The sequence below is a fragment of the Blastococcus sp. CT_GayMR20 genome (assembly GCF_004570345.1).
This window is the reverse complement of record NZ_SPQM01000136.1, coordinates 1-12,224: the sequence shown is the minus strand read 5'-3', so window position 1 is coordinate 12,224 and position 12,224 is coordinate 1. Positions and strand designations below refer to the sequence as shown.

Annotated in this window: 9 protein-coding genes and 1 pseudogene; 5 read left to right on the top strand and 5 right to left on the bottom strand. The window is 74.4% G+C overall.

Annotation, left to right across the window (positions count from 1 at the left end; all coding sequences use genetic code 11):
• The 3 genes from E4P40_RS22265 to E4P40_RS22255 all read left to right on the top strand — a co-directional run.
• A partial coding sequence (locus tag E4P40_RS22265) for a helicase C-terminal domain-containing protein (RefSeq protein WP_135160591.1) occupies positions 1 to 1,727 on the top strand: 1,727 nt, incomplete at its 5' end.
• A gap of 76 nt (positions 1,728 to 1,803) precedes the next feature.
• Positions 1,804 to 3,087 (top strand): cyclopropane-fatty-acyl-phospholipid synthase family protein, encoded by a 1,284-nt coding sequence (locus tag E4P40_RS22260; protein WP_135160592.1) that lies wholly within the window; start codon positions 1,804 to 1,806, stop codon positions 3,085 to 3,087.
• A gap of 82 nt (positions 3,088 to 3,169) precedes the next feature.
• Complete coding sequence (locus E4P40_RS22255) at positions 3,170 to 4,855, top strand: DNA repair helicase XPB (protein WP_135160593.1); 1,686 nt, start codon at positions 3,170 to 3,172, stop codon at positions 4,853 to 4,855.
• Here the strand turns inward: E4P40_RS22255 and E4P40_RS22250 are convergent.
• Positions 4,852 to 5,250: a hypothetical protein gene (locus E4P40_RS22250; RefSeq protein WP_135160594.1), complete on the bottom strand. Its 399-nt coding sequence runs from the start codon at positions 5,248 to 5,250 to the stop codon at positions 4,852 to 4,854. The genes E4P40_RS22255 and E4P40_RS22250 overlap by 4 nt on opposite strands.
• 255 nt (positions 5,251 to 5,505) lie before the next feature.
• On the opposite strand from E4P40_RS22250, the pseudogene E4P40_RS29110 reads away from it, so the two are divergent.
• Positions 5,506 to 6,171: pseudogene (locus E4P40_RS29110) on the top strand (DEAD/DEAH box helicase family protein); the annotation flags it as partial.
• Positions 6,172 to 6,182: 11 nt separating this feature from the next.
• Here E4P40_RS29110 and E4P40_RS22240 read toward each other — a convergent pair.
• On the bottom strand, positions 6,183 to 6,692 hold the full coding sequence (locus E4P40_RS22240) for a DEAD/DEAH box helicase family protein (protein WP_245160509.1): 510 nt from the start codon (positions 6,690 to 6,692) through the stop codon (positions 6,183 to 6,185).
• 282 nt (positions 6,693 to 6,974) lie between these two features.
• Between E4P40_RS22240 and E4P40_RS22235 the strand changes: the two genes are divergently transcribed.
• Positions 6,975 to 7,373, top strand: a complete 399-nt coding sequence (locus E4P40_RS22235) for a hypothetical protein (RefSeq protein WP_135160594.1) — start codon at positions 6,975 to 6,977, stop codon at positions 7,371 to 7,373.
• Here E4P40_RS22235 and E4P40_RS22230 read toward each other — a convergent pair.
• The 3 genes from E4P40_RS22230 to E4P40_RS22220 all read right to left on the bottom strand — a co-directional run.
• A complete protein-coding gene (locus E4P40_RS22230) occupies positions 7,370 to 9,055 on the bottom strand; it encodes a DNA repair helicase XPB (protein WP_135160593.1) in 1,686 nt (561 codons plus the stop codon). The genes E4P40_RS22235 and E4P40_RS22230 overlap by 4 nt on opposite strands.
• An 82-nt stretch (positions 9,056 to 9,137) precedes the next feature.
• The gene (locus E4P40_RS22225; protein ID WP_135160592.1) at positions 9,138 to 10,421 is read right to left on the bottom strand and encodes a cyclopropane-fatty-acyl-phospholipid synthase family protein; all 1,284 of its coding nucleotides are present in this window, start codon (positions 10,419 to 10,421) and stop codon (positions 9,138 to 9,140) included.
• Positions 10,422 to 10,497: 76 nt separating this feature from the next.
• A partial coding sequence (locus E4P40_RS22220) for a helicase C-terminal domain-containing protein (protein WP_135160591.1) occupies positions 10,498 to 12,224 on the bottom strand: 1,727 nt, incomplete at its 5' end.

The following is a 12,224-nucleotide window of genomic DNA, read 5'->3' as shown; positions in this document are numbered from 1 at the left end:
GCCGCACACCGGCCCGGCGGCTGCTGCAGCGGGGCCTGCTGGCCCGCATCGACGCCCTCAACGTGGAGCTGCCCCGCGAGCTGGGACTGCACCTGCGCGGCGACCGGCCCTACGGCCCCCCGCGCCTGCGGCCCCAGCCTGCCGTGGCCGCCCACGCGCAGGGATCGGTCGACCGGCGCGCCGCCGGCGCGGCGCTGGAGAGCGTCGGCCGGCTCGGGGAGCTGCTGGCGCTCCTGGAGGAGGAGCCGGCCGGGCTGCTGCGCAGCGGCGGGGTCGGCGTGCGCGACCAGAAGCGGCTGGCCCGCGTGCTGCACGTCGGCGAGCCGGAGGCCGCCTGGCTGCTCGAGCTCGCCTACGCCGCCGGCCTGCTCGACGTGGGCGGTCCGCACCGCGACGAGTGGCTGCCGACCCGCGCCTACGACATCTGGCGCGAGCAGGACCTGGCCGACCGCTGGGCCGTGCTGGCCGACGGGTGGCTCTCCGGTGTCCGGCTGCCGTCCCTGGTGGGCCAGCGGGACGTCGCCGGCAAGTCCGTCAACCCGCTCTCCCCCGACCTGGTCCGGCACACCGCCCCGGCGATCCGCCGCTCGGCGCTGACCGTGCTCGCCGAGTACCCGCCCGGTTCCGGGCTGGCCCCCGACGACCTCGTCTCGCTCCTCCGGTGGCGCACCCCGCGGCGGGCGGACCGGCTGGCACCGGTGCCCGCGATGCTGGCCGAGGCGGCCCGGCTCGGAGTGCTCGTCGGTGGCGTCCTCTCCACGGCCGGCCGGGGGCTGCTCGCCCGCGGTGAGGACGGCGCCGCCGAGGGCATGCGGGGGCTGCTCCCCGAGCCGGTCGACCACGTGCTCGCCCAGCCCGACCTGTCGCTGATCGCCCCTGGACCGCTGGTCGCCGAGCTCGCCGACACCCTCTCGGTCGTCGCCGACGTGGAGTCCTCCGGCGGCGCGACGGTGTTCCGGGTGTCGGACTCGAGCGTGCGCCGCGCGCTCGACTCCGGCTGGTCGGCCGCGGACCTGCACGACTTCTTCGGCCGCGCGTCCCGCACGCCGGTTCCGCAGGCGCTGGACTACCTGATCGACGACGTGGCCCGGCAGCACGGGCGGCTGCGGGTGGGATCGATCGAGTCCTACGTCCGCTCCGACGACCACGGCCTGCTCTCCCAGGTGCTCAACGACCGCCGGGCCGCAGAGGCGGAGCTGCGGCGGCTGGCACCCGGGGTGCTGGTCAGCGGACTGGGCGCCGACGAGGTGCTCACGGTGCTCCGCGACGCGGGCTACGCCCCCGCCGGCGAGAACCCGGGCGGCGCCGTCCTCACCCGGCCGCCGGCCCGGCCGCGCGCAGCCGGCCGCCGGCCAGCCGAGCACTCGCCGGCACCGCGGCCTCTCACTGCGGAGGAGCTCGGCGCCACGCTTCGGCAGATGCGGGCCGGGGACGCCGCGCTGTCGGCCCGCCGGGGCGAGGCCGTCCGCCAGATCCCCGGCGTGACGACGGCCAGCACGCTCGAACTGCTCTCCCGCGCCGTCAGCGCCGGTCTGCCCGTCTGGCTGGGCTACGTCGACGCCCAGGGCAGCGGCAGCCAGCGCGTGGTGCGGCCGGTGTCCCTCGTGGGCGGGTTCCTGCAGGGCTACGACGAACGGCGCGGGGAGAACAGCACCTTCGCCGTCCACCGGATCACCTCGGTGGCCCTCGTCGAGGAGGACGTCGAGGGCGCCGGCCGGTCCGCCTGAGCCGGAACCCCCTGCCCAGGGCGGCGATTCGGTCGTACGTTGAGGGGCGCAACCGTTCCCGCGGAGGCGCATCCAGATGACCGAGCGAACGACCGTGGCCACGCGCCTGGCCTGTGCCCTGAGCACCGTCCTCGGCACGACGGAGTCACCCTGGCGACTGCGCGCCTGGGACGGGTCGGAGGCCGGCCCGCCCGGAGCACCGCCGCTCACCATCCGGACGCCGCAGGCCGTGCGCCGGCTGGCGTGGGCGCCCGGCGAGCTGGGCCTCGCGCGCGCCTACGTGGCCGGGGAGATCGAGATCGAGGGCGACCTCTTCGCGACGCTGGAGGTCCTGGACTCCGTCGGCCGGCTGTCCTCGACGGGCGCCTTCCAGCGCCCGAGAGCCGCCGACCGGCTGGCGCTCCTCCGGACCGCCGTGACGCTGGGTGCCGTCGGGCCCCCGCCCGCCCCGCCGCCGGAGGAGTTCGTCCGACCGCGCCGGGGCCGGCGGCACAGCCGGCGCCGCGACGCCGTCGCCGTGGCGCACCACTACGACGTGAGCAACGACTTCTACGAACTGGTCCTCGGCCCGACGATGGTCTACTCCTGCGCGGTCTGGGCCGACGAGGGCGCAGGGCTGGACGCCGCGCAGGAGGCCAAGATCGACCTCGTCTGCCGCAAGCTCGGCCTGCGGCCCGGGATGCGGTTGCTGGACGTCGGGTGCGGGTGGGGCAGCCTGGCGCTGCACGCGGCGCAGCGGTACGGCGTCGACGTCGTCGGCATCACGCTGTCGGCCCGGCAGGCCGACCTGGCGCGGCGCCGGGTGGCCGCCGCCGGGCTCGACGGCCGGATCACGGTCCGGGTGCAGGACTACCGCGAGGTCGCCGACGGCCCCTTCGACGCCATCAGCTCGATCGGCATGGCCGAGCACGTGGGGCGCGTCGCGCTGCCCGGCTACGCCACCGCACTCCACGACCTGCTGCGGCCCGGCGGCCGCCTGCTCAACCACGCCATCTCGTGGACCGCCGGCGCCACCAGGTGGGACGACGACACGTTCATCGCCCGCTACGTCTTCCCCGACGGCGAGGTGCTCCCCTTGGCGCTGACCGTCGCGGCCCTGGACGCCGCGGGCTTCGAACTGCTCGACGTGGAGGCGCTGCGCCGGCACTACGCCGTGACGCTGCGGGCGTGGGTGGAGCGGCTGGAGAAGCAGTGGGACGCGGCGGTGGACCTCACGAGCGAGGGCCGCGCCCGTGTGTGGCGGCTCTACATGGCGGCGTCCGCGCTGTCGTTCGAGGCGGGCAAGCTGGGCATCGAGCAGGTGCTGGTCCAGCGCCCGGGCGGCGACCCGCCCCCGTTGCGGCTGCGGCACTGGATCTGACGGGAAGGACCCGTCGCCCTCCGCGGTTACCGTGGGAGGTCCATTCGACCCTCCCCTCCCGCCCCCCGACGGAAGAGAACTCTTGAGCGACGGCCCGCTGATCGTCCAGTCGGACAAGACCCTGCTCCTCGAGGTCGACCACCCGCTGGCGAAGGAGTGCCGCGCGGCGATCGCGCCGTTCGCGGAGCTCGAGCGCTCCCCGGAGCACGTGCACACCTACCGGGTCACGCCCCTCGCACTGTGGAACGCCCGCGCCGCCGGCCACGACGCCGAGCAGGTCGTCGACGCGTTGGTGCGCTACTCGCGCTACCCGGTGCCGCACGCGCTGCTGGTCGACGTCGCCGACACGATGGACCGCTTCGGCCGGCTCACCCTGGCCAACAACCCGGTGCACGGTCTCGTGCTCACGACCTCCGACCGCGCGGTGCTGGAGGAGGTCATCCGCTCCAAGCGGGTCGCCCCGATGCTGGGCGCGCGGATCGACGGTGACTCGATCGTCGTCCACGCGTCCGAGCGCGGCCGCCTCAAGCAGGCGCTCCTGAAGGTGGGCTGGCCCGCGGAGGACCTGGCCGGCTACGTCGACGGCACCGCGCACCCGATCGAGCTCGACCAGTCGAACTGGCACCTGCGGGACTACCAGCAGGAGGCCGTCGAGGGGTTCTGGGCCGGCGGCTCGGGCGTCGTCGTCCTGCCCTGCGGTGCCGGGAAGACGCTGGTCGGCGCCGCGGCGATGGCCGAGGCGAAGGCGACCACGCTGATCCTGGTGACCAACACGGTCGCCGGACGGCAGTGGAAGCGCGAGCTGATCGCCCGCACCTCACTCACCGAGGAGGAGATCGGCGAGTACTCGGGTGAGCGCAAGGAGATCCGGCCGGTCACGATCGCCACGTACCAGGTCATCACGACCCGGCGGAAGGGCGAGTACCGCCACCTCGACCTCTTCGACGCCCAGGACTGGGGGCTGATCGTCTACGACGAGGTCCACCTGCTGCCGGCGCCGATCTTCCGGCTCACCGCCGACCTGCAGTCCCGGCGCCGGCTGGGCCTGACCGCCACGCTGGTCCGCGAGGACGGCCGTGAGGACGACGTCTTCTCGCTGATCGGCCCCAAGCGCTACGACGCCCCGTGGCGGGACATCGAGGCGCAGGGCTACATCGCGCCGGCCGAGTGCATCGAGGTGCGGGTCTCGCTCGACGACGAGGAGCGGATGACGTACGCGGTCGCCGAGCCGGAGGAGCGGTACCGGATCGCGGCGACGGCGCAGTCGAAGCTGCCGGTGATCCGGCGGGTGCTGGAACGGCACCCCGACGAGCCCTCGCTGGTGATCGGCGCCTACCTCGACCAGCTCGAGGAGCTCGGCCGCGCGCTCGACGCCCCGGTCATCCAGGGGTCGACGACGAACAAGGAGCGGGAGAAGCTCTTCGACCAGTTCCGCAACGGCGAGATCCGTGTGCTGGTCGTGTCGAAGGTCGCGAACTTCTCCATCGACCTGCCCGAGGCCGCCGTCGCCGTCCAGGTGTCGGGGACGTTCGGATCACGGCAGGAGGAGGCACAGCGGCTCGGCCGGGTGCTGCGGCCCAAGGCCGACGGACGGCAGGCGCACTTCTACACGGTGGTCAGCCGCGACACCCTCGACAGCGAGTACGCCGCCCACCGGCAGCGCTTCCTCGCCGAGCAGGGCTACGCGTACACGATCGTCGACGCCGCCGACCTCGCCGGGCCGGGTGAGGTCAACGGCCCCGACTGGGTGGACGAGCCGGCCGACTAGCCCGACAGCTGGTCGATCGTGCCGACGGGCACGATGCCGTCGGCCCGCGCCCGGACCCGCGGATCGACGCTGACGAAGAGGTCGGCCTGCAACCGCGTGACGGCGAGGTACTCGGCCGCGGAGGTGGAGTCGAAGCCGTGATCGCGGGCGATCGCCCAGGCGACCGCCCGGCTGACGCGGTCGCCGAGCAGGCGGACCTTCACGCTCGTCATGGCCTCGTGCCGGGCCAGGGCGTCGGTCTCCGCGAGCTCGCCGCGGCGGACGGCGTCGAACAGCAGGGCGAGCGCCTCCGAGCGCAGAAGTTGCGGGGCGACCAGCTGGTGACCGTCCGCCACGGGAACGCCCTCGGTCACGAGGTGCAGCAGGGTGGGGGCGTCGATCCCGAAGCGCGTCATGCGCTCAGAACGTAGCGGCGACCGGTGCCCGGAACGGCCCGTCGGGAACTGCGGGACGGCTGGGAGCGACGGGACCGGCGGTGCGTGACGTCCCGGTCCCTCACGGCATGAGGATCCCCACAGGGCCGCCCTCTTGACGCGGCGTTCTCGCAGGTCAGAGCGTCATCGGGCGCCCCTATACGTCGGCCGGGGCGGGGCGCGCGGGAGGCACCCGGTTGGGCGTGTTGCCCTCGCGGCAGCGAAGATGGGGTCGTCATGGGGAGTGCAATGCGAGCGGAGGCCGTGAGCCCGCAGACCACCGGCCGTCCACTCCGGGCCTGGCAGCAGGAGGCGCTCGAGCGCTACGAGGAGCACTCCCCCAAGGACTTCCTGGTCACCGCTACGCCGGGTGCCGGCAAGACGACCTTCGCCCTCACCCTGGCCGCGCGGCTGCTGCACCGACGCGAGGTCGCCCGCGTGGTCGTCGTCTGCCCGACCGACCACCTGCGCCTGCAGTGGGCCGACGCCGCCGACCGGATGGGGATCGTCCTCGACCCCGGCCTGACCAACGCCGTCGGGCCGGTCCGCGCCGGCACCCAGGGCTACGTGACCACCTACGCGCAGGTCGCCGGCAAGCCGATGCTGCACGCCGCACGCGCCACCGCCGTGAAGACGCTGGTGATCCTCGACGAGGTGCACCACGCCGGTGACGGCCTCTCGTGGGGCGAGGCGGTCGAGGAGGCCTTCGGGTTCGCCGCCCGCCGCCTGTGCCTGACCGGGACGCCGTTCCGCACCAAGGCCGACGAGCGCATCCCCTTCGTCCGGTACGAGGAGGACAGCTTCCAGGGCGACGACGGCGAGGGCGGTATCGGCCTGGTCAGCCGCGCCGACTACACCTACGGGTACAAGGAGGCGCTCGCCGACTCCGTCGTCCGGCCCGTCGTGTTCGCCGCCTACACCGGCACGTCGCGCTGGCGGAACGGCGTCCCGGTCAGGCACAGGCGGCGGGCGGCGAACCCGAAGGCCTCCTCGACCGCCTCGCCCCACGAGAGGCCGTCACCGGCGTGGTGCACCTCGTCGAGGATCACCAGCGTCTTCACGGCGGTGGCGCGTGCGGCGTGCAGCATCGGCTTGCCGGCGACCTGCGCGTAGGTGGTCACGTAGCCCTGGGTGCCGGCGCGGACCGGCCCGACGGCGTTGGTCAGGCCGGGGTCGAGGACGATCCCCATCCGGTCGGCGGCGTCGGCCCACTGCAGGCGCAGGTGGTCGGTCGGGCAGACGACGACCACGCGGGCGACCTCGCGTCGGTGCAGCAGCCGCGCGGCCAGGGTGAGGGCGAAGGTCGTCTTGCCGGCACCCGGCGTAGCGGTGACCAGGAAGTCCTTGGGGGAGTGCTCCTCGTAGCGCTCGAGCGCCTCCTGCTGCCAGGCCCGGAGTGGACGGCCGGTGGTCTGCGGGCTCACGGCCTCCGCTCGCATTGCACTCCCCATGACGACCCCATCTTCGCTGCCGCGAGGGCAACACGCCCAACCGGGTGCCTCCCGCGCGCCCCGCCCCGGCCGACGTATAGGGGCGCCCGATGACGCTCTGACCTGCGAGAACGCCGCGTCAAGAGGGCGGCCCTGTGGGGATCCTCATGCCGTGAGGGACCGGGACGTCACGCACCGCCGGTCCCGTCGCTCCCAGCCGTCCCGCAGTTCCCGACGGGCCGTTCCGGGCACCGGTCGCCGCTACGTTCTGAGCGCATGACGCGCTTCGGGATCGACGCCCCCACCCTGCTGCACCTCGTGACCGAGGGCGTTCCCGTGGCGGACGGTCACCAGCTGGTCGCCCCGCAACTTCTGCGCTCGGAGGCGCTCGCCCTGCTGTTCGACGCCGTCCGCCGCGGCGAGCTCGCGGAGACCGACGCCCTGGCCCGGCACGAGGCCATGACGAGCGTGAAGGTCCGCCTGCTCGGCGACCGCGTCAGCCGGGCGGTCGCCTGGGCGATCGCCCGCGATCACGGCTTCGACTCCACCTCCGCGGCCGAGTACCTCGCCGTCACGCGGTTGCAGGCCGACCTCTTCGTCAGCGTCGATCCGCGGGTCCGGGCGCGGGCCGACGGCATCGTGCCCGTCGGCACGATCGACCAGCTGTCGGGCTAGTCGGCCGGCTCGTCCACCCAGTCGGGGCCGTTGACCTCACCCGGCCCGGCGAGGTCGGCGGCGTCGACGATCGTGTACGCGTAGCCCTGCTCGGCGAGGAAGCGCTGCCGGTGGGCGGCGTACTCGCTGTCGAGGGTGTCGCGGCTGACCACCGTGTAGAAGTGCGCCTGCCGTCCGTCGGCCTTGGGCCGCAGCACCCGGCCGAGCCGCTGTGCCTCCTCCTGCCGTGATCCGAACGTCCCCGACACCTGGACGGCGACGGCGGCCTCGGGCAGGTCGATGGAGAAGTTCGCGACCTTCGACACGACCAGCACACGGATCTCGCCGTTGCGGAACTGGTCGAAGAGCTTCTCCCGCTCCTTGTTCGTCGTCGACCCCTGGATGACCGGGGCGTCGAGCGCGCGGCCGAGCTCCTCGAGCTGGTCGAGGTAGGCGCCGATCACCAGCGAGGGCTCGTCGGGGTGCCGTTCCAGCACCCGCCGGATCACCGGCAGCTTCGACTGCGCCGTCGCCGCGATCCGGTACCGCTCCTCCGGCTCGGCGACCGCGTACGTCATCCGCTCCTCGTCGTCGAGCGAGACCCGCACCTCGATGCACTCGGCCGGCGCGATGTAGCCCTGCGCCTCGATGTCCCGCCACGGGGCGTCGTAGCGCTTGGGGCCGATCAGCGAGAAGACGTCGTCCTCACGGCCGTCCTCGCGGACCAGCGTGGCGGTCAGGCCCAGCCGGCGCCGGGACTGCAGGTCGGCGGTGAGCCGGAAGATCGGCGCCGGCAGCAGGTGGACCTCGTCGTAGACGATCAGCCCCCAGTCCTGGGCGTCGAAGAGGTCGAGGTGGCGGTACTCGCCCTTCCGCCGGGTCGTGATGACCTGGTACGTGGCGATCGTGACCGGCCGGATCTCCTTGCGCTCACCCGAGTACTCGCCGATCTCCTCCTCGGTGAGTGAGGTGCGGGCGATCAGCTCGCGCTTCCACTGCCGTCCGGCGACCGTGTTGGTCACCAGGATCAGCGTGGTCGCCTTCGCCTCGGCCATCGCCGCGGCGCCGACCAGCGTCTTCCCGGCACCGCAGGGCAGGACGACGACGCCCGAGCCGCCGGCCCAGAACCCCTCGACGGCCTCCTGCTGGTAGTCCCGCAGGTGCCAGTTCGACTGGTCGAGCTCGATCGGGTGCGCGGTGCCGTCGACGTAGCCGGCCAGGTCCTCCGCGGGCCAGCCCACCTTCAGGAGCGCCTGCTTGAGGCGGCCGCGCTCGGACGCGTGGACGACGATCGAGTCACCGTCGATCCGCGCGCCCAGCATCGGGGCGACCCGCTTGGAGCGGATGACCTCCTCCAGCACCGCGCGGTCGGAGGTCGTGAGCACGAGACCGTGCACCGGGTTGTTGGCCAGGGTGAGCCGGCCGAAGCGGTCCATCGTGTCGGCGACGTCGACCAGCAGCGCGTGCGGCACCGGGTAGCGCGAGTAGCGCACCAACGCGTCGACGACCTGCTCGGCGTCGTGGCCGGCGGCGCGGGCGTTCCACAGTGCGAGGGGCGTGACCCGGTAGGTGTGCACGTGCTCCGGGGAGCGCTCGAGCTCCGCGAACGGCGCGATCGCCGCGCGGCACTCCTTCGCCAGCGGGTGGTCGACCTCGAGGAGCAGGGTCTTGTCCGACTGGACGATCAGCGGGCCGTCGCTCAAGAGTTCTCTTCCGTCGGGGGGCGGGAGGGGAGGGTCGAATGGACCTCCCACGGTAACCGCGGAGGGCGACGGGTCCTTCCCGTCAGATCCAGTGCCGCAGCCGCAACGGGGGCGGGTCGCCGCCCGGGCGCTGGACCAGCACCTGCTCGATGCCCAGCTTGCCCGCCTCGAACGACAGCGCGGACGCCGCCATGTAGAGCCGCCACACACGGGCGCGGCCCTCGCTCGTGAGGTCCACCGCCGCGTCCCACTGCTTCTCCAGCCGCTCCACCCACGCCCGCAGCGTCACGGCGTAGTGCCGGCGCAGCGCCTCCACGTCGAGCAGTTCGAAGCCCGCGGCGTCCAGGGCCGCGACGGTCAGCGCCAAGGGGAGCACCTCGCCGTCGGGGAAGACGTAGCGGGCGATGAACGTGTCGTCGTCCCACCTGGTGGCGCCGGCGGTCCACGAGATGGCGTGGTTGAGCAGGCGGCCGCCGGGCCGCAGCAGGTCGTGGAGTGCGGTGGCGTAGCCGGGCAGCGCGACGCGCCCCACGTGCTCGGCCATGCCGATCGAGCTGATGGCGTCGAAGGGGCCGTCGGCGACCTCGCGGTAGTCCTGCACCCGGACCGTGATCCGGCCGTCGAGCCCGGCGGCGGCCACCCGGCGCCGCGCCAGGTCGGCCTGCCGGGCCGACAGCGTGATGCCGACGACGTCGACGCCGTACCGCTGCGCCGCGTGCAGCGCCAGGCTGCCCCACCCGCACCCGACGTCCAGCAACCGCATCCCGGGCCGCAGGCCGAGCTTGCGGCAGACGAGGTCGATCTTGGCCTCCTGCGCGGCGTCCAGCCCTGCGCCCTCGTCGGCCCAGACCGCGCAGGAGTAGACCATCGTCGGGCCGAGGACCAGTTCGTAGAAGTCGTTGCTCACGTCGTAGTGGTGCGCCACGGCGACGGCGTCGCGGCGCCGGCTGTGCCGCCGGCCCCGGCGCGGTCGGACGAACTCCTCCGGCGGCGGGGCGGGCGGGGGCCCGACGGCACCCAGCGTCACGGCGGTCCGGAGGAGCGCCAGCCGGTCGGCGGCTCTCGGGCGCTGGAAGGCGCCCGTCGAGGACAGCCGGCCGACGGAGTCCAGGACCTCCAGCGTCGCGAAGAGGTCGCCCTCGATCTCGATCTCCCCGGCCACGTAGGCGCGCGCGAGGCCCAGCTCGCCGGGCGCCCACGCCAGCCGGCGCACGGCCTGCGGCGTCCGGATGGTGAGCGGCGGTGCTCCGGGCGGGCCGGCCTCCGACCCGTCCCAGGCGCGCAGTCGCCAGGGTGACTCCGTCGTGCCGAGGACGGTGCTCAGGGCACAGGCCAGGCGCGTGGCCACGGTCGTTCGCTCGGTCATCTGGATGCGCCTCCGCGGGAACGGTTGCGCCCCTCAACGTACGACCGAATCGCCGCCCTGGGCAGGGGGTTCCGGCTCAGGCGGACCGGCCGGCGCCCTCGACGTCCTCCTCGACGAGGGCCACCGAGGTGATCCGGTGGACGGCGAAGGTGCTGTTCTCCCCGCGCCGTTCGTCGTAGCCCTGCAGGAACCCGCCCACGAGGGACACCGGCCGCACCACGCGCTGGCTGCCGCTGCCCTGGGCGTCGACGTAGCCCAGCCAGACGGGCAGACCGGCGCTGACGGCGCGGGAGAGCAGTTCGAGCGTGCTGGCCGTCGTCACGCCGGGGATCTGGCGGACGGCCTCGCCCCGGCGGGCCGACAGCGCGGCGTCCCCGGCCCGCATCTGCCGAAGCGTGGCGCCGAGCTCCTCCGCAGTGAGAGGCCGCGGTGCCGGCGAGTGCTCGGCTGGCCGGCGGCCGGCTGCGCGCGGCCGGGCCGGCGGCCGGGTGAGGACGGCGCCGCCCGGGTTCTCGCCGGCGGGGGCGTAGCCCGCGTCGCGGAGCACCGTGAGCACCTCGTCGGCGCCCAGTCCGCTGACCAGCACCCCGGGTGCCAGCCGCCGCAGCTCCGCCTCTGCGGCCCGGCGGTCGTTGAGCACCTGGGAGAGCAGGCCGTGGTCGTCGGAGCGGACGTAGGACTCGATCGATCCCACCCGCAGCCGCCCGTGCTGCCGGGCCACGTCGTCGATCAGGTAGTCCAGCGCCTGCGGAACCGGCGTGCGGGACGCGCGGCCGAAGAAGTCGTGCAGGTCCGCGGCCGACCAGCCGGAGTCGAGCGCGCGGCGCACGCTCGAGTCCGACACCCGGAACACCGTCGCGCCGCCGGAGGACTCCACGTCGGCGACGACCGAGAGGGTGTCGGCGAGCTCGGCGACCAGCGGTCCAGGGGCGATCAGCGACAGGTCGGGCTGGGCGAGCACGTGGTCGACCGGCTCGGGGAGCAGCCCCCGCATGCCCTCGGCGGCGCCGTCCTCACCGCGGGCGAGCAGCCCCCGGCCGGCCGTGGAGAGGACGCCACCGACGAGCACTCCGAGCCGGGCCGCCTCGGCCAGCATCGCGGGCACCGGTGCCAGCCGGTCCGCCCGCCGCGGGGTGCGCCACCGGAGGAGCGAGACGAGGTCGTCGGGGGCCAGCCCGGAACCGGGCGGGTACTCGGCGAGCACGGTCAGCGCCGAGCGGCGGATCGCCGGGGCGGTGTGCCGGACCAGGTCGGGGGAGAGCGGGTTGACGGACTTGCCGGCGACGTCCCGCTGGCCCACCAGGGACGGCAGCCGGACACCGGAGAGCCACCCGTCGGCCAGCACGGCCCAGCGGTCGGCCAGGTCCTGCTCGCGCCAGATGTCGTAGGCGCGGGTCGGCAGCCACTCGTCGCGGTGCGGACCGCCCACGTCGAGCAGGCCGGCGGCGTAGGCGAGCTCGAGCAGCCAGGCGGCCTCCGGCTCGCCGACGTGCAGCACGCGGGCCAGCCGCTTCTGGTCGCGCACGCCGACCCCGCCGCTGCGCAGCAGCCCGGCCGGCTCCTCCTCCAGGAGCGCCAGCAGCTCCCCGAGCCGGCCGACGCTCTCCAGCGCCGCGCCGGCGGCGCGCCGGTCGACCGATCCCTGCGCGTGGGCGGCCACGGCAGGCTGGGGCCGCAGGCGCGGGGGGCCGTAGGGCCGGTCGCCGCGCAGGTGCAGTCCCAGCTCGCGGGGCAGCTCCACGTTGAGGGCGTCGATGCGGGCCAGCAGGCCCCGCTGCAGCAGCCGCCGGGCCGGTGTGCGGC

What these genes read in the sequence shown, in the direction of transcription:
- E4P40_RS22260 (WP_135160592.1), top strand. Translation starts at nt 1,804, where the DNA reads ATGACCGAGCGAACGACCGTGGCCACGCGCCTGGCCTGTGCCCTGAGC.
- E4P40_RS22250 (WP_135160594.1), bottom strand. Translation starts at nt 5,250, where the DNA reads ATGACGCGCTTCGGGATCGACGCCCCCACCCTGCTGCACCTCGTGACC.
- E4P40_RS22235 (WP_135160594.1), top strand. Translation starts at nt 6,975, where the DNA reads ATGACGCGCTTCGGGATCGACGCCCCCACCCTGCTGCACCTCGTGACC.
- E4P40_RS22225 (WP_135160592.1), bottom strand. Translation starts at nt 10,421, where the DNA reads ATGACCGAGCGAACGACCGTGGCCACGCGCCTGGCCTGTGCCCTGAGC.